The sequence below is a fragment of the Embleya hyalina genome (genome assembly GCF_003967355.1).
In the GTDB taxonomy this organism is placed as follows: Bacteria; Actinomycetota; Actinomycetes; order Streptomycetales; family Streptomycetaceae; genus Embleya; species Embleya hyalina.
This window is the reverse complement of sequence record NZ_BIFH01000017.1, coordinates 63,470-84,062: the sequence shown is the minus strand read 5'-3', so window position 1 is coordinate 84,062 and position 20,593 is coordinate 63,470. Positions and strand designations below refer to the sequence as shown.

16 protein-coding genes are annotated in these 20,593 nt (G+C 71.3%); 9 read left to right on the top strand and 7 right to left on the bottom strand.

Translation table 11 applies throughout. The annotated features are described in order from the left end of the window. Positions 1-53: 53 nt before the first annotated feature. The 3 genes from EMA17_RS13750 to mce all read right to left on the bottom strand — a co-directional run bounded on the left by EMA17_RS13750 (position 54) and on the right by mce (position 7,028). Positions 54-4,778 (bottom strand): polarized growth protein Scy-related protein, encoded by a 4,725-nt coding sequence (locus EMA17_RS13750; protein ID WP_126637281.1) that lies wholly within the window; start codon positions 4,776-4,778, stop codon positions 54-56. 138 nt (positions 4,779-4,916) lie between these two features. Then, complete coding sequence (gene ccrA, locus EMA17_RS13745; RefSeq protein WP_126637280.1) at positions 4,917-6,254, bottom strand: crotonyl-CoA carboxylase/reductase; 1,338 nt, start codon at positions 6,252-6,254, stop codon at positions 4,917-4,919. 336 nt (positions 6,255-6,590) lie between these two features. Further along, complete coding sequence (gene mce, locus EMA17_RS13740) at positions 6,591-7,028, bottom strand: methylmalonyl-CoA epimerase (protein WP_126637582.1); 438 nt, start codon at positions 7,026-7,028, stop codon at positions 6,591-6,593. Between the two features lie 259 nt (positions 7,029-7,287). On the opposite strand from mce, the gene EMA17_RS13735 reads away from it, so the two are divergent. Next, a complete protein-coding gene (locus EMA17_RS13735) occupies positions 7,288-8,475 on the top strand; it encodes an acetyl-CoA C-acetyltransferase (protein WP_078979219.1) in 1,188 nt (395 codons plus the stop codon). Positions 8,476-8,661: 186 nt separating this feature from the next. Next, the gene (gene meaB, locus EMA17_RS13730) at positions 8,662-9,612 is read left to right on the top strand and encodes a methylmalonyl Co-A mutase-associated GTPase MeaB (protein WP_126637279.1); all 951 of its coding nucleotides are present in this window, start codon (positions 8,662-8,664) and stop codon (positions 9,610-9,612) included. Positions 9,613-10,271: 659 nt separating this feature from the next. Here meaB and EMA17_RS13725 read toward each other — a convergent pair. Further along, on the bottom strand, positions 10,272-10,772 hold the full coding sequence (locus tag EMA17_RS13725) for a MarR family winged helix-turn-helix transcriptional regulator (RefSeq protein WP_126637278.1): 501 nt from the start codon (positions 10,770-10,772) through the stop codon (positions 10,272-10,274). Positions 10,773-10,901: 129 nt separating this feature from the next. Between EMA17_RS13725 and EMA17_RS13720 the strand changes: the two genes are divergently transcribed. The 4 genes from EMA17_RS13720 to icmA all read left to right on the top strand — a co-directional run bounded on the left by EMA17_RS13720 (position 10,902) and on the right by icmA (position 14,122). Then, entirely contained in the window at positions 10,902-11,489 is a 588-nt protein-coding gene (locus EMA17_RS13720; protein WP_126637277.1) for a MarR family winged helix-turn-helix transcriptional regulator, read from the top strand. 67 nt (positions 11,490-11,556) lie between these two features. After that, positions 11,557-11,883: a DUF3817 domain-containing protein gene (locus tag EMA17_RS13715; protein WP_078975393.1), complete on the top strand. Its 327-nt coding sequence runs from the start codon at positions 11,557-11,559 to the stop codon at positions 11,881-11,883. 51 nt (positions 11,884-11,934) lie between these two features. Next, positions 11,935-12,252, top strand: a complete 318-nt coding sequence (locus EMA17_RS13710; protein WP_126637276.1) for a DUF3817 domain-containing protein — start codon at positions 11,935-11,937, stop codon at positions 12,250-12,252. 181 nt (positions 12,253-12,433) lie between these two features. Next, the gene (icmA, locus tag EMA17_RS13705) at positions 12,434-14,122 is read left to right on the top strand and encodes a coenzyme B12-dependent isobutyryl-CoA mutase large subunit (protein ID WP_126637275.1); all 1,689 of its coding nucleotides are present in this window, start codon (positions 12,434-12,436) and stop codon (positions 14,120-14,122) included. 271 nt (positions 14,123-14,393) lie between these two features. Here icmA and EMA17_RS13700 read toward each other — a convergent pair whose 3' ends face one another. Next, positions 14,394-15,056 carry a TetR/AcrR family transcriptional regulator gene (locus tag EMA17_RS13700; RefSeq protein ID WP_126637274.1) on the bottom strand — a complete coding sequence of 221 codons (663 nt, stop codon included), beginning with the start codon at positions 15,054-15,056 and terminating at the stop codon, positions 14,394-14,396. Positions 15,057-15,359: 303 nt separating this feature from the next. On the opposite strand from EMA17_RS13700, the gene EMA17_RS13695 reads away from it, so the two are divergent. From EMA17_RS13695 to EMA17_RS13685, 3 genes are all read left to right on the top strand, one after another. After that, on the top strand, positions 15,360-16,319 hold the full coding sequence (locus EMA17_RS13695; protein WP_126637273.1) for a tetratricopeptide repeat protein: 960 nt from the start codon (positions 15,360-15,362) through the stop codon (positions 16,317-16,319). Between the two features lie 527 nt (positions 16,320-16,846). Further along, positions 16,847-17,470 (top strand): DUF6230 family protein, encoded by a 624-nt coding sequence (locus EMA17_RS13690; protein ID WP_078975388.1) that lies wholly within the window; start codon positions 16,847-16,849, stop codon positions 17,468-17,470. Positions 17,471-17,546: 76 nt separating this feature from the next. Next, complete coding sequence (locus EMA17_RS13685) at positions 17,547-19,301, top strand: DUF6114 domain-containing protein (RefSeq protein WP_126637272.1); 1,755 nt, start codon at positions 17,547-17,549, stop codon at positions 19,299-19,301. A 105-nt stretch (positions 19,302-19,406) separates the two neighbouring features. Here EMA17_RS13685 and EMA17_RS13680 read toward each other — a convergent pair whose 3' ends face one another. Both EMA17_RS13680 and EMA17_RS13675 read right to left on the bottom strand, forming a co-directional pair. Continuing rightward, positions 19,407-20,150 carry an SUKH-3 domain-containing protein gene (locus EMA17_RS13680; RefSeq protein WP_126637271.1) on the bottom strand — a complete coding sequence of 248 codons (744 nt, stop codon included), beginning with the start codon at positions 20,148-20,150 and terminating at the stop codon, positions 19,407-19,409. After that, on the bottom strand, positions 20,147-20,569 hold the full coding sequence (locus tag EMA17_RS13675; protein WP_126637270.1) for a YwqJ-related putative deaminase: 423 nt from the start codon (positions 20,567-20,569) through the stop codon (positions 20,147-20,149). The genes EMA17_RS13680 and EMA17_RS13675 overlap by 4 nt, the downstream gene beginning before the upstream one ends. Positions 20,570-20,593 lie beyond the last annotated feature (24 nt).

The following is a 20,593-nucleotide window of genomic DNA, read 5'->3' as shown; positions in this document are numbered from 1 at the left end:
CGAATCGGGCGGGGCATCGACCTGACCGGGGGATAAGAACCGGCCGGCATCGCTCAATCGGATGACGACGAACCGGAGCCCTTCGTCGCGGAGCCCTTGCCCGACGAGGAGTTGCCCTTGCCGGCCGCGAGGCCCGCGGGCGCGGCGAGCGCGTCCAACACGCCCTGCACGCGCGACATCTCGGCGGTGATGTCCTTGCGTCTGCGGTTCAACTCGTCGAGTTTGCGCTGTCCGTCGGCGCGATGACGGTCGGCTTCCTTGCGCGCCTCGGTGCGCAGTCGCTCCGCCTCCTTCCGCGCCTCGTCGAGAACCTTCTCGGCGTCCGCGGCGGTCTTGCGACGGACCGCCTGCGCCTCCCGCTGGGCGGCGGCCACCTGTTCGGCCACCTTCGCCCGCAGGTCGTCCGCGCCCTTCTGGGCGTCGGCGAGCCGCTGTTCCGCTTCCGAGAGCAGCGCCTCGGCCTTCTTCACCGCGGCAATACGTACCCTATCCGCCTCGGAACCGGCCTTGTCGCGAATCCGCTCGGCTTCCTCGGCCGCGACCACCTTCATCTTCTCGGCGTCCACGCGGGCCTCGCTCACCTGTTCCTCCGCGGCGGCCACCAGGTCGTCGACCCGCTTGCCCGCCTGCTTCAGACCCTCCGCGGCCTGCCGACGCGCGCGTTCGACGACCTGCTCGGCCTCGCGGTCGGAACGTTCGCGCGTGGCGGTGGTGTCGCGCCGGGTCTCGCCGATCATCGCGTCGGAGTCCTGGCGCGCCTTCTCTATCACCGCGGTCGCCTCGGCGCGCAGTCGTTCGTCCTCCGCCTCGGCCTCGGCGATCAGCAGATTCGCCGCCTCGGTCGCCTCGGCGACGCGCTTCTCGGCCTTGCGCTCGGCGGTGCCGACGATCTCGGTGGCCCGACCCTTGGCCCGAACCAGCAACTCCTCGGCGTCGTTCGTGGCCCGCTCCAGCTCGGCGCGGGCCTGCTCGCGCAGTTGCGTCGCGGCCTCCTCGGCCTCGCGCAGCTCCTTGTTCGCCGCCTCGCGGCCGGCCGTACGGGTCTTCTCGGCCTCGCGGTCGGAGTCGGACTTCATCCGGTCGGCGTGCTTGCGCGCGGCGGTGACCGTGGCGTCGGCCTCCGCGCGGGCCCGGACCAGCGTGGTCTCCGCGTCGTCGCGGGCCTTGGCCAGGTCGCGTTCGGCGAGCGCGGTGAGCCGGTCCGACTCCTCCCGGGCGGCGTCCTCGATGCCCACCACCGCGGCGCGTACCGCCTCGGCCTCGGCCTGTGCCTCGGCGACCGCGCGGGCCGCGTCCTCCTTCGCCAGCCGGGCCTGGGTGGTGGCGCTGTCCAGCAGGTCGGTGCCCCGCGCCTCGGCCTTCTCCAGCAACTCGCGCGCCCGCGCCTTGGTGCGATCGCGCAACTCGGCCGCCTCGTCGCGGGCCTCCTCCAGCGCCTGGGCGCCCTGGGTACGCAGCCGCGTCGCCTCGGCCTCGGCCTCCTCGCGCAGCCGCGTGGCGTCGGTGTCGGCCTGCTCCAGCCGGCTCAGCGCGGCCGTCTCGGCCTCGTCGCGCAGCCGCTCCGCCTCCGCGGTCGCCGCCTCCAGCGCGGCGGCGGCCTCCTCGCGCAGCGTGGTCGCGTCGGCGTTCGCCGAGGCCAGCGTCGAGGTCGCCTCGGTGTGCAGGCGCTGCGCCTCGGTACGCGCCGCCTCCAGCGCCTCGGCGGCCTCCCGACGCAGCGTCCCGGCCGCGTGCTCGGCGTCGGCGCGCACCTGCTCGGCATCCCGTTCGGCGCGCTCCAACAGCGCGCGGGCGGCGGTCTGCGCCTCGGACCGGGCCCGGTCCGCGTCGGTCTCGCCCTGGGTGCGCATCGTGTCCGCGTCGGCCTTGGCCGCGGCCAGCGCGGCGGCGGCCTCCTGGCGCAGCGCGCGCGCCTCGCCGTCGGCCTGCTCCAGGATGCCGAGCGCGGTCTCCTCGCCCTCGGCCCGCATCCGCGCGGCGTCCTTCTCGGCCTTGTCCAGCGCGGCGCGCACGGTCGCGGCGGTCTCGGTACGCAGCGTGTGCGCGGCGCCCTCCGCCTCGGTGCGCATGCGCTCGGCCTCGGCGTCGGCCTGCTCCAGGACCGAACGCGCGGTCTCGGTGGTCTCCTCGCGCAGCGTGCGGGCGGCCGTCTCGGCCTCCGTGCGCATGCGCTCGGCCTCCTCGTCGGCCTGCTCCAGGACCGAGCGGGCGGTCTCGGTGGTCTTCTCGCGCAGTGCCTGGGCCGCGGCCGCCGCCTCGGTGCGCATCCGGGTCGCGTCCGCTTCGGCCGCGGCCAGCCGGGCGCGGGCCTGCTCGGTGCTCTCCTCGCGCAGGGTCGCCGCCGCGTTCTCCGAACTCTCGCGCAGGGATCGCGCGGTGTGCTCGGTCTCCTCGCGCAGCGCGCGGGTCTCGCTCTCCGTCCGTTCGCGCAGTGTGCGGGTCTCGGTCTCCGCTTCCTCGCGCATCGAGGACGCGTCGCGACGCGCGGCCGAACGCATCTGGTCGGCCTCCTCGCGCGAGTCCCCGAGGGTCTTCTCCGCCTCGGTACGCGCGTCGGTGAGGGCCTTGTCGGCCTCGCGGCGCGAGTCGGTGCGGACCTTCTCGGCCTCTTCCCGGGCCTTGCCGATCAGTTCGTCGGCCTTGACCGCGGCCGACTGGGTGCGGGCGCCCGCCTCGGCGCGAGCGCGCTCCATCGTGGCCTCGGCGTCGGCCCGGGCCCGGTCCAGCGCGGCCTCGGCGTCGCCGGCGGACTGCTCGGCCCGGGCCCGCAGTTCCTCGGTCCGGGTCCGCAGCTCGGCGGCCTGCCGCTCCGCCTCGGCGCCCATCGCCTCGGCCCGCGCCCGGGCCTGATCGCGCAGTTCGGCCGCGGCCTGCTCGGCGGAGCGGATCAGCTCCTGGGCGGCGCGGGTCGCGTCGGCGTCCGCCTTCTGCGCCTCCGCCCGGGCCTTGGCCACCAGCTCCTCGGCCTCGGCGTGCGAACGACCGGCGTTCTCGGCGGCCTCGGTACGCACCCGCTCGGCTTCGGCACGGGCCGCCTCGACCCGCTCCGCCGCCTGCGCCGCGGACTCCTCGCGCAGCTGCTCGGCCGCGGCCGCGGCCTCGCTGCGCAGGGTCTGCGCCTCGATCCGGGCGCGTTCCAACTCCTCGGCGGCCTCCGCCTGTTGGCGGTTGGTCATCTCACGCAGCCGGTGCGTGTCGGCGACCGCCTTCTCGCGCAGCTTGCCCGAGTCGGCGCGGGCCGCCTCGAGCAGTTCCTCGGCGCTCTCGCCGGCCTGGGCGCGCACCTGCTCGGCGTATTCGCGCGCCTCGTTCGCCAGCCGGTCGCTCGACGCGCGGGTGCGCGTCTCGACCGCCTCGGCGTCGGCCTGGGCCCGGGCGCGCAGCTCGTCGGCCTCGGTGCGGGCCTCGCTCTGTACCCGCTCGGCCTCGGACCGGGACTTGGCCATCAGGTCGTCGGCGGCCCGCGCGGCGGTCTCCAGGCGCTCGGCCGCGCCGGACTCGGCGTTGGTGAGCAACTGCTGCGCCTCGGCCCGCAGTCGGTCCACCTCCTGCCGGCGGCGCTCGATCTCCGCGCGCGCCCCGGCCTCCAACTCGTCGACCCGGGCCAGGGTTTCCTCGCGGGCGGTGTCCAACTCGGCGCGCGTGTCGGTACGTAGCGCCTCGGCCTCGGCACGGGCCTCGTCGCGCAGCCGGTCCGCCTCGGTGATCGCCTCGGCGCGCAGCCGCTCGGCGGCGCCGCGGGCCTCGGCGGTGAGCTTGTCCGCCTCCGCGCGGGCCTTGGCCAGATGCGCCTCGGCGTCGGTCGCGGCCTTGCCGAGCTTCTCACCCGCCTCGGCCTCGGCGCCCTGGAGCAGCCGCTGGGCCTCCGCCTGGCGGCGGTCCGCCTCGCCGGCCGCCTCGGCCCGCAGCCGCTCGATCTCGAACTGGGCGGATTCGAGCAGTTTCGCGGTGTTCTCGGACGCGCCCTGGGCCCGGGCGCCGGCCTCGCCGGTGACCCGCTCGGCCTCGGACCGAGCCTCGCCGATGATCCGGGCGGCCTCCACCCGGGCGTCGCCGACCAGGCTCTCCGCGCGGGTGCGGGTCTCGGTGCGCAACTGCTCGGACTGGTCCACGGCCGCGCTCGCCCGGGCCTTGGCCTCGGCGATCACCCGGTCCGCGTCGCCCTGCGCACGCGACAGCAGCGACTCGACCTCGGCGCGCGTGCTCTCGTTCGTGCCGGCCGCCTGCTCGCGGGCGGCGGCGGCCACCCGCTCGGCCTCGGTGCGGGCGTTGTCCAGGAGTTGGCGGGCCCGCTCCTCGGCCTGGGCGCGCAACTGCTCGGCCCAGGCGACGTTCTCGTTGACCCGGGCCTCGGTGGCCTGTCGGGCCTGGGTCAGCTCCTCGTCGAGGCGCCGGCGGCGCTCCATGACCTCGGCCTGCCAGTCGGCCTCGAGCCGGGCGGAGCGGGCGGCGGCCTCCTGCAGCAGGCGCTGGGTGGTCGCGCGCGACTCCTGCAACTCGCGCTCGGCGTCGGCGCGGACCTGGTCGGCCTGCAGCTGCGCGTTGCGCAACATCTGCTCGGCCTGGCCGCCGATGCTGTCGAATCGGGGTGTGGCGAGCTGGCGGCGAAGGTCATGCAGCTTCGCGCGGAGAACCTCGACCTGATAGCCGAGGTCCTCCGCGTGGGCGACGGTGTCGTCGCGCTCCTTCTTCAGCCGCTTGATCTCGTCGTCGAGCTGTTCGAGGTGCTCGTCGACTTGGTAGCGGTCGTAGCCCCGCACTGTGGGGTCCCACTCCATCCCCTGGCCGCGTACGTTTCAGTACTGCAAATCGGCCGTTTCCGACCGGTTGGTGACGAAACGACCCCGAAAACCATCCGGAACCGCCCGTACCGCATTGACTACCAGGGAGAATGGTCTCAGATCCAGGGACCGCCGTCAGACGTTACGAAAGCGGTTGATGGCGTCGATATGCCGCGCGCGCATCTCGACGTCCCGAACCCCCAGGCCCTCCTCCGGTGCGAGACACAGTACGCCCACCTTGCCCTGGTGCAGGTTCCGGTGGACGTCCCGGGCCGCCTGGCCGGTCTCTTCCAGAGCGTAGGTGCGCGACAACGTCGGGTGAATCCTACCCTTCGCCACGAGCCGGTTGGCCTCCCACGCCTCTCGATAGTTGGCGAAGTGCGAGCCGACGATCCGCTTCAGGCTCATCCACAGATAGCGGTTGTCGTACTCGTGCATGTAGCCCGACGTCGAGGCGCAGGTCACGATGGTGCCGCCCTTGCGGGTGACGTAGACCGAGGCACCGAACGTCTCGCGGCCCGGGTGCTCGAAGACGATGTCCACGTCCTCGCCGCCGGTGAGTTCGCGGATGCGCTTGCCGAAGCGGTTCCACTCGCGGGTGTCCTGGGTGTGCTCGTCCTTCCAGAAGCGGAAGTCCTCGGCCCGCCGGTCGATCACCAGCTCGGCGCCCATGTCCCGGCACAACTGCGCCTTGTCCTCGGAGGACACCACACAGATCGGCGTCGCGCCGCCGGCCAGGGCGAACTGCGTCGCGTACGAGCCCAGGCCGCCGGAGGCGCCCCAGATCAGCACGTTGTCGCCCTGCTTCATGCCCGCGCCGTTGCGCGAGACGAGCTGGCGGTACGCCGTCGAGTTGACCAGGCCCGGCGAGGCGGCCTCTTCCCACGACAGGTGCGCCGGCTTCGGCATCAGCTGGTTGCTCTTGACCAGGGCGATCTGGGCGAGGCCGCCGAAGTTCGTCTCGAAGCCCCAGATGCGCTGCTCCGGGTCGAGCATGGTGTCGGCGTGCCCGTCGGGGCTCTCCAACTCGACGGACAGGCAGTGCGCGACCACCTCGTCGCCGGGCTTCCAGGCGTTGACGCCCGCGCCGGTGCGCAGGACCACGCCCGCGAGGTCGGAGCCGACCACGTGGTACGGCAGATCGTGCCGCTTGGACAGGTCCGACGCGCGGCCGTACTTCTCCAGGAAGCGGAACGTGGAGACCGGCTCGAAGAGCGAGGTCCACACGGTGTTGTAGTTGATCGCACTGGCCATCACGGCGACGAGGGCTTCGCCGGGGCCGAGTTCGGGCAGCGGCACGTCATCGACGTGCAGCGACTGACGCGGATCCTTGTCCCGCGATTCCATGCCCTCGAACATCGTCTCCTCGTCCTTGTGGACGGTGACGGCGCGGTACGAGTCGGGAAGCGGGAGCGCTGCGTACGCCTCCTTGGGGGTGTCCCCCGCGAGGATGGCGTCGAGGATCTCCTTCATCGTCGGCCTCCATGGGTCGGCGGTTGAAGCATGAGAAACATGAGGGATTGCCGAGCTTCGCTGAACTTACTCGCTGGTAACGCTAGGCGTTCGGCATAAAAGCGACAAGGGGCGAAGTCACAGGAACTCGTCCGGTGCTTTGACGATCCGTCTGTTGACGAGCCGCCGGTTCCGCGGGATGGCGCGGCCGGGCGGGCGCCGCCGCGGGATGCCGCGGGCCGGCGCGCTGTCTTGCTTGGTCACGCGTTGTCACGCGTGGTCGCGTGTTGTCGCGAGTGGCCGCGTGATGTCGCGGGCCGAATGCCGGGCCCGGTGGTCGACGCCGGGCCCGGTGGTTCAGTGCTCCGCGTCGGGCGCGGCCGAGGTCACCAGTTCGGTGAGCACGCCGTGACAGTCCTTGGGGTGCAGGAACGTGATGCGCGAACCCATCGAACCACGCCGCGGCTCGTCGTACAGCACCCGGACGCCCTTGGCTCCGATCGCCGCCGCGTCCCCGTCCACGTCGGCGGTGCCGAACGCGATGTGGTGCACGCCCTCGCCGTTCTTGGCCAGCCACTTGCCGACCGCGGAGTCCTCGCGGATCGGCTCCAGGAGCTGGAGGTAGGACGCGCCGCCGTCCGAGGTCTCGTTGATCTTGAGCATCGCCTCGCGGACGCCCTGCTCCTCGTTGATCTCGGTGTGGAACACCTCGAATCCGTAGGTCGTTGTGTAGAAGTCCACCGTCTCGTCGAGGTTGTGACAGGCGATGCCGATGTGATCGATACGCGTGAGCACCATGGCCTCCCGAGGCCGTCGAGAATTGCGGGTTACCTGCGAGTAGATACCCGACCCTTCGTCACGAGACTATGGGCGAGGGAACACCCGATTCGTGCCGGGCGTGAGGGTGGGTTCCGTCACATCGGGGCCCCCTGCACCGTTCGGCGTCCTTCCGGGTAGGTTCCGGAACAACTTCACGTCCGTCGCGGGGATGCCGCACGTCGCCCGGCCCGCCTGGCGATGGCACCCCGACCATAAAGTTGTGGAGGCCACCCTCATGGCCGGTTCTGTCATCGTCGCCGGGGCCCGTACCCCCATGGGTCGACTGCTCGGCTCCCTCAAGGGCTTCTCCGGCACCGACCTCGGCGCCATCGCGATCAAGTCCGCGCTCGAGCGCGCGGGCGTCACCGGGGACCAGGTCCAGTACGTGATCATGGGCCAGGTGCTTCAGGCGGGCGCCGGGCAGATGCCCGCCCGACAGGCGTCGGTCAAGGCCGGCATCCCGATGAACGTGCCCTCGCTCACCGTCAACAAAGTCTGTCTCTCCGGCCTGGACGCGATCGCGCTGGCCGACCAGCTGATCCGCGCGGGCGAGTTCGACATCGTGGTCGCGGGCGGCATGGAGTCCATGACCAACGCCCCGCACCTGCTGCCCAAGTCGCGCGAGGGCTTCAAGTACGGCGCGGTCGAGATGCTCGACGCGATGGCCTACGACGGCCTCACCGACGCGTTCGACAACATCCCGATGGGCGAGTCGACCGAGCACCACAACACGAAGCTGGACATCTCGCGCGAGGAGCAGGACGCGGTGGGCGCGTTGTCCCACCAGCGCGCCGCGGCCGCCGCGAAGAACGGGATCTTCGACGCCGAGATCGTGCCGGTGGAGATTCCGCAGCGCCGGGGCGAGCCGGTCGTGTTCGCCGCCGACGAGGGCATCCGCCCGGACACCACCGCCGAGTCGCTGGGCAAGCTGCGTCCGGCGTTCAGCAAGGACGGCACGATCACCGCGGGTACGTCCTCGCAGATCTCCGACGGCGCCGCCGCGGTCGTGGTGATGAGCAAGGCCAAGGCCGAGGAACTGGGCCTGGAGTGGCTGGCCGAGATCGGCGCGCACGGCAATGTGGCGGGCCCGGACAACTCGCTCCAGTCGCAGCCCTCGAACGCGATCAAGCACGCGCTCGGCAAGCAGGGCCTGACCGTCGACGACCTCGACCTGATCGAGATCAACGAGGCGTTCGCGGCGGTGGCCGTGCAGTCGATGCGCGACCTCGGGGTGAGCACGGACAAGGTCAACGTCAACGGCGGCGCGATCGCGCTCGGCCACCCGATCGGCATGTCCGGCGCCCGCGTGGTGCTGCACCTGGCGCTGGAGCTCAAGCGCCGCGGCGGCGGTACCGGTGCGGCGGCGCTGTGCGGTGGCGGTGGCCAGGGCGACGCGCTGATCCTCACCGTCCCGGGCGCCTGAGCCGGTTCGGTCCACACGTGTGAACCGGTTCGGAACGTACGGCTGAGCGACCGTACGGTTCCGTGTGATCGATCCACCTGAAACGATCTCGCAGTCGCGGGGCGCGCACTGCGGTGCGACGGCTCGCCGACTGCGGGGTCGTTTCGGCATATCCGAGCAGGGAAGCGGTGGCGCATGAGGTCGGGGATGGATGTCGCGACGTTGGTGGCCCAGGCCCGGGAGGGCAAGCCGCGGGCGGTGGCCCGGCTGATCTCGATGGTCGAGGACGCCTCGCCGCGGTTGCGCGAGGTGATGGCCGCGCTCGCGCCGCTGACCGGCAACGCCTACGTGATCGGGCTGACCGGCTCGCCCGGGGTGGGCAAGTCGACCTCCACGACCGCGCTGGTGAGCGCGTACCGCCGGCTGGGTCGGCGGGTCGGCGTGCTCGCGGTGGACCCGTCCTCGCCGTTCTCGGGCGGCGCGCTGCTCGGTGACCGGGTGCGGATGCAGGACCATGCGACCGACCCGGGCGTGTACATCCGCTCGATGGCCTCGCGTGGGCACCTCGGCGGGTTGGCCTGGTCCACCCCGCAGGCGCTGCGCGTGCTGGACGCGGCGGGGTGCGACGTGGTGATCGTGGAGACGGTGGGGGTCGGCCAGTCGGAGGTGGAGATCGCCTCGATGGCGGACAGCACCGTGGTGCTGTTGGCGCCCGGCATGGGCGACGGGATCCAGGCGGCCAAGGCCGGGATCCTGGAGATCGGCGACCTGTACGTGGTCAACAAGGCGGACCGGGACGGTGCGGCGACCACCGCGCGCGAACTCGGCCACATGCTCTCGCTCGGCGAGGCGCGGGGGCCGGGGGACTGGCGTCCGCCGATCGTCAAGACCGTGGCCTCGCGCGGGGAGGGCGTGGACGAGGTGGTCGAGGCGCTGGAGAAGCACCGGGCCTGGATGGAGGCGGGCGGCGAACTGCGGCTGCGGCGACGGCGGCGGGTGGCGGACGAGGTGGAGGCGATCGCGGTCACCGCGCTGCGGGCTCGGATCGGCGACCTGCGGGGTGGGCGGCGGCTGGAGTCGCTGGCGGACCAGGTGCTTTCCGGGTCCTTGGACCCGTATGCGGCGGCGGACGAGCTGATCGCGGGGCTGGGAGCCTAGTTCGCGCAGCGGCCCGAAGCCGCCTTGCGCGCCGGCTGTTCGCGTGGTGGGCGCCCGGGCCGGCCGGCCGTCCTCAAACGCCGGACGGGCTGGAGTTGACTCGGCCCGGTGTGTGGGCTGCGGTCCGGCTGTTCGCGTGGTGGGCCCGAGTCGGCTTGCCGTCCTCAAACGCCGGACGGGCTGGGGTTGGTTCGGTTCGTTGTGTGGGCTGCGGTCCGGCTGTTCGCGTGGTGGGCCCGGGTCGGCCCGCCGTCCTCAAACGCCGGACGGGCTGGGGTTGGTTCGGCCCGGTGTGTGGGCTGCGGTCTGACTGCTCGCCTCGTGGGCCCGGTCCGGCTCGCCGTCCTCAAACGCCGGACGGGCTGGGGTTGGTTCGGTTCGTTGTGTGGGCTGCGGTCTGGCTGCTCGCCTCGTGGGCCCGAGTCGGCCTGCCGTCCTCAAACGCCGGACGGGCTGGATTTGCTTGGCTCTTGGGCTCAAGCTGCGGCAAAGCGAACCGCAGCCTGCGCCCCAGACCGAAGCAAATCCAGCCCGTCCGGCGTTTGAGGACGGTGGGCCGGACCGGGTCGACAGGTGTCAGCCCGTCCGGCGATTGAGGACGGTGGGCCGGACCGGGGCCGTGGGTGGCGTTGTTCTTGGGTGGACCCGGGGTCGCCGGGTCAGCATTCCTCCGTGGAGGGGCAGACCGTGGCGCGGGCGGCCGGGCGCAGCTTGGCGGCTACCGCGCCGAAGGCTTCGCCGACGACTTGTTTCTGGGCGGGCGTCATCACGTCCATCAGGTGTTCGCGGACGCTCTCGACATGGGTGGGCGCGGCGGCCCGGAGCGCGTCCCAGCCCTCCTCGGTGAGCACCGCGTATGCCCCGCGGCGGTCCGTCGGACAGTTGCGGCGCGCGACCAGGCCGGCGTTCTCCATCCGCGTCATCTGGTGCGAGAGCCGGCTCTTGGACTGCTGGGTGGCCTCGGCCAGATCGCTCAGCCGCACCTCCTGCCGCGGGTGCTCCGAGATCTGGACCAGGATCTGGTAGTCGTGCAGGGACAGGCCGTGCGTGCGCTGGAGTTCGCGCTCCAGCCGCGCCGGCAGCATGTTGATCACGGCGATGATCTGGCGCCAGACGTGCTGGTCTTCATCGCTCAGCCATCTGGGCTCGGCATCGGTCATGGACCAAGAATACCGGAGTTAGTTGAAACTTGAATGACCCTTTGGTTGCCGCACGTCGTCGGCGTGGCGCGTACCGCACTCTGTGAGACGGCCACGTGACCGATCGGTAACCTCCACTACGCTCGGCCCGTGCCGAAGCCACTGAACCTTCCCTTCGATCCGATCACGCGTGCCGACGAGCACTGGCGAGAGCACTGGGGCGAGTGCCCGCCGATGGTCGCCATCACCTCGATCATGCGTGCCCAGCAGATTCTGCTCGCCGGTGCCGACGCGGTGCTCAAGCCGTACGGCCTGACCTTCGCCCGCTACGAGGCCCTGGTCCTGCTCACCTTCAGCCGGACCGGCTCGCTGCCGCTGTCCCGGATCGGCGAGCGCCTGATGGTGCATCCGACGAGTGTGACCAACACGATCGACCGCCTGGAGCAGGCCGAGTTGGTCGCCCGTCGGCCGAACCCGCGCGACGGCCGGGGCGTACTCGCGGTGATCACGGACAAGGGGCGCGACGTCACCGAGCGGGCCACCCGGGACCTGACCGCGCGCGAGTTCGGGCTCGGCGCGTACACCGCCGAGCAGTGCGCCCAGCTGTTCGACCTGCTGCGGGTGTTGCGGGTGGACGCCGGCGATTTCGCGGTCGAGGCGGAGGCGAAGGACGAGGCGCAGGACGGGGGCACGGCGGGGGAGGGGGCGGATTCGGGGACCCCGGTGCCGGCGACGTAAGCTGCATGCGCCATTGTGAAAAGCGGTCGACGACGACGTCGAGCCCGCCGTTACCGAAGGTGCTGCCGTGAAGCCTGCCGTATTGACCCGCTACCGAGTGATGGCCTGGATCACCGGGTGCATGCTCCTGGTCCTGTGCCTGTGCATGGTCCTGAAGTACGGGTTCGACACGGGCGAGAAGGCGACGCTCTACGTCAGCCAGGCACACGGTCTGTTCTACATGATCTACCTCGTCGTCACCTTCGACCTCAGCAGCAAGATGAAGTGGAAGTTCGAGCGCATGCTGCTGATGATGCTCGCCGGGACCGTTCCGCTCGCGTCGTTCTTCGCCGAGCGCAAGGCCGTCGAGGCGGTCCACGAGCGCGGCCTCGCCACCGCCGCCGCCGGCGCCTGAGCCGCTCTCGGTCAGCCCGTTCCGTACCCGCTTCTTCCCGAGGATTCCCCCATGCTTTCCACCGCCTCCGGCCGCTTCAAGGTGATCTCGATCGCCGAGGGTTGTTCGTTCCTGATCCTGCTCGTCTTCGGCTCGCTGCTGAGCCGGATCTCGGACATCAACCTCGTCATGCCGCTGGGCCTGCTGCACGCGGTCCTGTTCATCCTGTACCTGCTGGCCATGATGGACGCGCGCACCAAGCTGTCCTGGGACAACAAGACCACGCTGCTCGCGTTCGTCGCCGCGATCCCGCCGTTCGGCCCGTTCGTCTTCGACTACAAGATGAAGCACAAGCTGGTCGAGCCGACCCCGGCGCCGGCCGCCGCCTGACCGGTCGCCGCCGCGCTCGCGGCCCGCGCCCACGAAGCCCCCGACACCTCGTCGGGGGCTTCGGCGTTATCCGGGGCGTGGGCATGTTTTCGGGGGCGTGGACATTTACTAGGACGTCCTAGTAATTTTCTGGTGCCGCGCGGGAATGGGTCCTACGACGACGGCATCGGACGGGAGCCACGTGAACACCGAGGACATCGAAGAGGGTCGGCGGCGCTGGCAGGACCGCTACGACAAGGTCCGCAACGACGGCATGCGCCGCACCACGCTTTCCGAACTCGAGGTCGAGCCGGTCTACGGCCCGCCCGCGGATCAGCCCTACGCCGGCTTCGAGCGGATCGGTTGGCCGGGCGAGTTTCCGTACACCCGCGGCCTGTACCCGACCGGCTACCGGGGCCGGGCGTGGACCATCCGCCAGTTCGCCGGCTTCGGCAACGCGGAACAGACCAACGAGCGCTACCGGATGATCCTGGCGGCCGGCGGCGGCGGGCTGTCCGTCGCCTTCGACATGCCGACCCTGATGGGCCGGGACAGCGACGACGAGCGTTCGCTGGGCGAGGTCGGACACTGCGGCGTCGCGGTGGACTCGGCGGCCGACATGGACGTGCTCTTCCGCGACATCCCGCTGGGCGACGTGACCACGTCGATGACCATCTCCGGGCCGGCGGTGCCGGCGTTTTGCATGTACCTGGTCGCGGCCGAGCGGCAGGGCGTGGACATCGGCACGCTCAACGGCACGCTGCAGACCGACATCTACAAGGAATACATCGCGCAGAAGGAGTGGCTGTTCGCGCCCGAGCCGCACCTGCGGCTGATCGGCGACCTGATGGAGTACTGCGCCGAGAAGATCCCGGCGTACAAGCCGCTCTCGGTGTCCGGGTACCACATCCGCGAGGCGGGGGCGACGGCCGCGCAGGAGCTGGCGTACACGCTGGCCAACGGGTTCGGCTACGTGGAACTCGGGCTGTCGCGCGGGATGGACGTGGACGTCTTCGGCCCCGGGTTGTCGTTCTTCTTCGACGCGCACGTGGACTTCTTCGAGGAGATCGCCAAGTTCCGCGCGGCGCGCCGGATCTGGGCGCGGTGGATGCGCGACGTGTACGGCGCGAAGACCGCGAAGGCGCAGTGGTTGCGCTTCCACACCCAGACGGCGGGCGTGTCGCTGACCGCGCAGCAGCCGTACAACAACGTGGTGCGCACCGCGGTCGAGGCGCTCGCGGCGGTGCTCGGCGGGACGAACTCGCTGCACACGAACGCGCTGGACGAGACGCTGGCGCTGCCGAGCGCGCAGGCCGCGGAGATCGCGCTGCGCACCCAGCAGGTGCTGATGGAGGAGACCGGCGTCGCGGCGGTGGCCGACCCGCTGGGCGGGTCGTGGTACGTGGAGGCGCTGACGGATCGGCTGGAGGCCGAGGCGGAGGCGACGTTCGCGAAGATCCGCGAGTTGGGCGAGAGTTCGCCGCACTCGATCGGGCCGATGACGTCGGGCATCCTGCGCGGCATCGAGGACGGCTGGTTCACCGGGGAGATCGCCGAGTCGGCGTTCCGTTACCAGCGGGCGGTGGAGAAGGGCGACAAGCGGGTCGTCGGGGTCAACTGCCACGAGGGGTCGGTAACGGGCGACCTGGAGATCATGCGGGTCAGCCATGAGGTCGAGCGGGACCAGGTGGCGATGCTCGGGAAGCGGCGGGGCGCGCGGGATCAGGCCGCGGTGAACTCGGCGCTGGCCGCGATGCGGGATGTTGCGCGGGGCTCGGGGAATCTGGTGCCGCCGATGTTGGCGGCGGCTCGGGCCGAGGCGACGCTCGGGGAGATCTGTGACGTTCTCCGGGAGGAGTGGGGCACGTACACGGAGCCGGCACGGTTCTGAGCCCGGTCCGGGCGGCCTTTGGCCTCAAACGCCGGCCGGGCTGGGGGACCCGGCCTTCGGTCGAGGGCCTGGGCTCCCGTCGAGGTGGCCTCGCGCGCACCTGGGCCGGTCGGGGTGCCTTTGGCCTCAAACGCCGGCCGGGCTGGAATTGCGTGGGTGGGCTTGTGTGGGAGTTGACCTGGCCTTCGGTCGAGGTGGCCTCAAGCACCGGTGGGCTGGAATTGCTTGGGTGGGCTTTTGGGGGAGTTGACTCGGGCTTTGGGTGAGGGGCTCAAGCGGGTGGGTGGGCTGGTTGTCCGGGGTGGGGGAGTAGGGCGGTTGCCACGAATGTGGTGAAGCGTTGGATCCAGTTGTCGGAGGCGGGTTCGGCGCTTACCAGGACGTGTTGGACCACTGTGCCGGCGATCACGTCGAAGATCAGGTCCACGTCTATGTCGCCGGGGGCGGTGATCTCGCCCCTGGCCTCGGCTCGGGCTCGGCCCTCCACCACCAGGCGTTTTTGGGGGTCGACGACCTCCTCGCGGATGCGCCGCCGCAGGGCCGGGTCGCTGGTGGAGTCGGCTACCAGGCCCATCAGGGCCGTGCGCATCTCGGGACGGCCGAGGAGCGCGGCGAAGCGGCGGACCACGTCCTCGATGTCCGCGCGTAGATCCGGGCCCCGATCCGGCAGGCGCAGCGTGCCCAGCATCTCCGCGACGGCGGCGATGGCCAGGTCGTGCTTGGAGTGCCAGCGGCGGTACAGCGTGGTCTTGGCCACGCCCGCACGCGTGGCGACGTCGCCCATGGTCAGCCCCGCCCAGCCGCCCTCGGCCAGGAGTGCGCGCGCCGCGGCCAGGATCGCGTCGTCCGCAGTGGTGCTGCGGGGGCGCCCGATGCGCTGTGGGGGCGCGCCGACCGCCCGTCGTTCCGCCGTTTCCGCCGATTCGTCGTGCACGGGCGGTCATGTTACCGGTTGGTACGGTACCTGGCGTGATCCGGACCGGTGGCGCAACTCACATCCGCCATTCGGGATCCTACGGTCGCATTCCCCCCGGCGCTCCCCTTACGCTACGAGCCGTAGCGAATCGCGGTGCCTGGATGGGGATTCGAGCACACGATCGCGACTGACGACCCGTCAAGGGTCGTCGTCCGTCCCGGGGCCCGCATCCTGCGGGGACCGGGGCGCGACGGGACTCGTGCGTGTGCCGGTGGGTCGCCCCGTGCATCGTTCGCCTTGCTCTCGGGGGAAGATGTCTACATGCAGCCACGGAACATGTCCATGCGCGGAGTAGTCGATCTCGGGGCGGTCAAGGCCGCCGCCGACAATGCCGCCAAGCGTGCGGCCGCACCGGCCGGGAAGCCCGCCGCCGCGGCCGGTGGCCAACGGGTCGTCATCGACGTCACCGAGGCCACCTTCGAGACCGATGTGCTCGCGCTCTCCCAGCAGGCGCCCGTCGTGATCGACTTCTGGGCCGAGTGGTGTCAGCCGTGCAAGCAGCTGAGCCCGCTCCTGGAGCGGTTGGCCGAGGAGTATGCCGGCCGCTTCGTGCTCGCCAAGATCGACGTCGACGCCAACCCGCGCCTGGCCCAGGAGTTCGGGATCCAGGGCATCCCCGCCGTGATGGCGGTGCTCGGCGGCCAGCTCGCCCCGCTGTTCCAGGGTGTGGTGCCCGAGCAGCAGGCGCGACAGGTGCTCGACCAGCTCGTCCAGCTCGGCGAGGAGCGCTTCGGGCTGACCGGCGTGGTGGTCGACGGCGCGCCGGCCGAGGCCCCCGACGACGCCGAGTCCGAGGAGGAGCCCCCCGGCGACCCGCTGCTCGCGCCCGCCGACGAGGCGCTGGAGGCCGGCGATCTGGACGGGGCGGCCCAGGCGTTCCGCAACGTGCTCTCCGACCACCCCGCGCACGCCGAGGCCAAGCTCGGCCTGATCAACACCGAACTCCTGCTGCGCACCCAGGGTGTGGACGCGGACAAGGCCCGGGCGGACGCCGCCGAGCACCCGGACGACGTCGCCGTACAGACCCTCGCCGCCGACGTGGACATCCTCGACGGCCGCGCCGACGAGGCGTTCGCCCGACTCGTGGAGACCGTACGGCGGACCTCGGGCGACGAGCGGAACAAGGCGCGGTTGCACCTGCTCGAGCTGTTCGAGATCGTCGGCGCCGACGACCCCCGGGTGCCGAAGGCGCGCATGGCCCTTGCGGGCGTGCTTTTCTGAGTCTGCGTCAGCGTCGCGGTCCGGCTCCGTCGGACACCGGTCCGCGCGGCGTTCCGGGCCGCGTCCCGGGCGCCGGCCGCACTCGCTCGCTTTGTCGATGAAGCCCCGGCCGTTCTCGATTCCGAGAGCGGCCGGGGCGCTGTCTTTACCCATCTTTGACTATGGGTCATTTCCCTCGCCCTGCGTGTCTTTTGGTGACCTCCTGGTGATCCGTTAACGGACTTATCCCACAAAATCGGATCGGCGGGCGTGCGTCTCGATGCCGCGCTGTGATCCGGTGGCGAGCGGCGTTGGACGGACCGCGTTACTCGTCGGTAACGAACCTCTTGTGTGCCGACCCGGTCGTGAAAGATGATCGGGCCGCTCGATCCGTGTCCCATTCGCCCCGGCAGCCGGTCGGTGGCACGGACGCGGACCTCCCCATCCAGGCCGCGCCGGTCCTCCCGGGACAGGCAGGCCCTCCCTCCATGCCCCGCCACGTGCGGCCCTGGTCCGCATGAGGAGGGGACTCTGTCCCGAGGAGGACCATGGACAAGAAGGTTCAGGCGGGTAGCGGCAAGACCCGCTGGAAGCGATTCGGCATCGTGCTCCTGCCGGTCGCGGCAATGACCGTGGGCATGTTCGCGGGTGTCGCGAACGGTGTGGTCCCGGTGAACATCACCGTGGGCGGCGGCAACTTCAAGGTCCGCGCCGACAAGATGGAGGCGACGGACTTCTCGCAGTTCGGCGACTTCCTCAAGCGGAACAAGGGCGCCGACGTGCCGGTCGCGACCGCCGCGATCGGGCACGCCGACATCACCAACCTGTGTCAGTCGGTCAAGGGGCCGTTCGGCATCGTGCTCCGGATCGAGGCCGGCGGCAAGGGCACCAAGGCCGAGGCCGACAACATGACCCTGTCGATGGACGGGCTGGACGGCGACGCGGTGTTCGAGAACATCGACATCGGCGTCGACGCCTCGACCATGGCCAAGGGCTCGGGGGGCAAGGGTCCGGCCACCATCGGCAACGGCCACCCGACGATGTTCGGCCAGCAGGCCAACAAGGCGACGTTCACCGACGTCAAGCAGTCGGCCTGGCTCGTGCAGGCGGGCCGGTTCTATCTCAAGGACCTCCACCTGGAGGTCGGCGGCGGTAGCAAGGAGTGCTTCTGACGTTCCGTCGGCTGTGGGCGCCTCGTCGCCCACAGCCGGTCAGTCGTATCGAGGCGGCATTCCAGGGAGTTGAATCGTGACCGCAGAACAGCGGCATCCCCATGCGGTCGTGCGCGGCCGGCGCGCGTTTCGGGAGTGGCGATCGGCCCGGCCGTTCTGGGCCGGACTCTTCACCATCCTGGCTGCCGGACCCATCCTGTGGGCCCCGTACGCATCCGTCAGCGCGGGTGACGTCACGGTCAGGCTGACGCAGTTCGGCGGCGTCTCGGCGCTGTTCATCGGCGCCATCCTGATCATGTGTGGAATCGCGCTCTGGTTGACCCCGGCGGCGCGGATCTACCTCGGGATCTTCGTGATCATCGTGTCGCTCGTGTCCTTCATCGTGGCGACATTCGGCGGCTTCGGCGTGGGCATGTTGTTCGGCCTCGTCGGCGGCATGCTCGCGACCTCGTGGACGTACGACGAGTCGTCGGACGACGAGCACGACGAGCGCAGCGGTGACGACGACCGGGGGGACGGACACGACGGCCGCGCCGACTCCGACGACACGCTCGTCGAGGACGGCTTCCCGGCCGACGTGTCGAGCGGGAAGGCCCCCGATGCCTCGGGGGAAGCGTCGACCGGGTCGGAGACCGACCGGCCCGGTGACACGGCGGCGGGAACGGCCGCCCCCAGGGTCACGCTCGCGGTGATCGTGGCCGCGATGGCCGGCGTGGTCGGGCTGGTCGGGATCGCCAGTGCGTCGCCCGGCGACTCGCTGCCCGAGAACCCGTACGCGGACGGGCCGTGCGCCTCGGCGAGTCCCACCGCGTCGGCCGGTTCGGCGTCGGCCGCGCCGAGCGCGTCGAGCGCGGCGCCGAGCATCACGGCCGCCGCGTCGGCGGGTTCGACCCCCGCCGGCAAGGCGGCGCGGACGCAGTCCGCGGCGGGGCAACCCACCGCCGCGCGGAACCCGACGGCCGACGCGAAGGCCGGCACCTCGAAGTCGCCGGAGAGCACGGCACCGGCAAGCGGGGAACCGGCGTTCAAGCTGCCCGAGTTGAAGCTGCCGGAGCTGAGACTGCCCGAGTTGACGTTGCCCGGGTTGCCGGGGCTCGGCCTGCCCGGGATCAAGCCGCCCTCGACGGCGTCGTCCGCGCCGGCGTCGACGGTACCCGCCGCACCCGTCCCACCCGTCGCACCGTTGGCGGCCTCGGGCGGCTCGGCTTCGGCCACGCCGCCGGCGGCGGCCGCGTCGACGCCCTCCGCTTCGGCGTCGGGCAAACCCTCGACCAAGCCCACGACGACGTCGGCCAAGCCGTCGGCCACGTCGTCGTCGGCGGCGCCGAAGGACGGCAAGCCGCCCTTTCCGTGCCCGGTCCAGGGTCCCGTGAACGCCAAGAGCGGCAACGGGATCCCGCCGGTCGCGGTGGACCCCCTGGTCCTCAAGTCCAGCCTGCTGGCCATGGCCGGGCTGAACTACGAGGGCGTGGTCAAGGTCGAAACGCTCGCCGGGGTCGAGGAGAACGCGCTCAAGTTCACCGTGTCCAAGGGCATCGACATCTGGAACATGTCCATGACGGTGAAGGAGGCGGGCGGCAAGGACGTCGTCATCTCGTCCGACGAGGGCAGCAAGTCCTGGATGGACGCGGACATCCCGACGACGATGTACGTGAAGTACCTCAAGGGGAACATCTTCGGGATCATCCCGATCACCTTCACACCCGAGAGCCCGCCGCCGATCAACGTGCCGGTCGTGTTCTTCACGAACGTGGAGAGTTCGATGTACGCCCAGTTGGGCGGGAAGTTGCACATCCCCGGCTACGGCATCAACAAGGTCAACGTGAAGTAGTCGGGTCGGGTCGACACGAGCGGTCGACGCACCGAACCACCGACGCGCCCCGGAACCCACGCGGTTCCGGGGCGCATCGGCGTGTGGGCCGGTTGTCGCCCGGTGCTACGCGTCCACGTGGCGTTCGCGGAACAGGGCCAGGACGTTTTCGGTGGGCAGGCTCGGCCACAGGGTCACCCGGCCGTTGCGGCGGTCGATGATCCACTGGCCGGCGCCCACGTTGGCCATCGGGTCGGGGTCGGCGAAGATCGCCTGGACCAACCAGCCGTACTCGAACTCGGTCATCACGAAGTCGATCGGCGCGTGCGGGCCGCCGCCGACCACGTGCCGCCGAGCCCTGTCCCGGGCCTCGCGCTCGTCGATCGGCTTCGGGGGCAGCGGCTCCCGGGCGGGCGTCAGGTTCAGCCTGGTGGGCCGCCGACCTTCGATCAGCGCGATCAGCGCGCCGTCGAAGGTGTCGGCCACGTGCCACAGGTCGCCCCACCACAGGTAGACCGCGCCGCGCGGATCCATCGCCAACCGGCCGCGTCCCAGGTCGTATTCGCCGACCGGGGTGAGCGGCCGGCCCAGCGCCGCGCCGTACGCCGCGAGCACGTCGCCCGCGTACAGCCCGACCAGCGGGTCGATCCGGAACGGCATCCGGGACATGTCCGCGCCGGGCCCGTACTGATGCACCGTCATCCCGCCGAACTCCCACAGCGCCTTGATCGCGCCCGGCGGGACGTCGATCCCGGCGGTGCCCAACGCCCGGTACCAGCGCAGCAGTTCCTCTTCCGGGATGTGGATGCCGGGTTGCCAGCCGGTGGCCGACAGGGCCTCGGCCACCGCCTCGGGGAAACGGTCGCTCATGACGCGGGCACCTCCAGGACGGTCACGCCCAGATCGGCCAGCGCGGGCGCGCAGGACGAGCAGGGCGGGATCGGCCGCTCGTGCGCGGGGTCGTTCGGCTCGCGCAGCAGGATCGCGGCCAGCGCCGCGCCGCGCAGCAGGTGCCGCATCCGGCCGAGTACCGCCTCGTGGTCGGGGTCGTGCGCACCCTCGGCGGCCAACGACGCCTCCGCCTCGACCGCGACCTCGGACAACAACGCCGCGTCCGGGCAACGCCCGTGGAACACCGAGCGCATCGCGGGCTCGGTGCGGTCGAGGAGCGCGGTCACGGCCGGATGCAGGTCCACGAGCGTGGTGTGCGCGCTCACCGCCGTCATCGGCTCCAGGCCGGGGCGTTGCAACGCCGCACCGACGCCGGGCGGCAGCTGATTGTCGAACATCGGTCTCGTCCGTTCCCTTCGTGA

Coding starts and splice junctions, on each gene's coding strand:
- EMA17_RS13750 (WP_126637281.1), bottom strand. CDS start 4,778: ATGGAGTGGGACCCCACAGTGCGGGGCTACGACCGCTACCAAGTCGAC.
- EMA17_RS13725 (WP_126637278.1), bottom strand. CDS start 10,772: ATGACCGATGCCGAGCCCAGATGGCTGAGCGATGAAGACCAGCACGTC.
- ccrA (WP_126637280.1), bottom strand. CDS start 6,254: ATGAAGGAGATCCTCGACGCCATCCTCGCGGGGGACACCCCCAAGGAG.
- EMA17_RS13695 (WP_126637273.1), top strand. CDS start 15,360: ATGCAGCCACGGAACATGTCCATGCGCGGAGTAGTCGATCTCGGGGCG.
- EMA17_RS13675 (WP_126637270.1), bottom strand. CDS start 20,569: ATGTTCGACAATCAGCTGCCGCCCGGCGTCGGTGCGGCGTTGCAACGC.
- EMA17_RS13710 (WP_126637276.1), top strand. CDS start 11,935: ATGCTTTCCACCGCCTCCGGCCGCTTCAAGGTGATCTCGATCGCCGAG.
- EMA17_RS13735 (WP_078979219.1), top strand. CDS start 7,288: ATGGCCGGTTCTGTCATCGTCGCCGGGGCCCGTACCCCCATGGGTCGA.
- meaB (WP_126637279.1), top strand. CDS start 8,662: ATGGATGTCGCGACGTTGGTGGCCCAGGCCCGGGAGGGCAAGCCGCGG.
- EMA17_RS13690 (WP_078975388.1), top strand. CDS start 16,847: ATGGACAAGAAGGTTCAGGCGGGTAGCGGCAAGACCCGCTGGAAGCGA.
- EMA17_RS13680 (WP_126637271.1), bottom strand. CDS start 20,150: ATGAGCGACCGTTTCCCCGAGGCGGTGGCCGAGGCCCTGTCGGCCACC.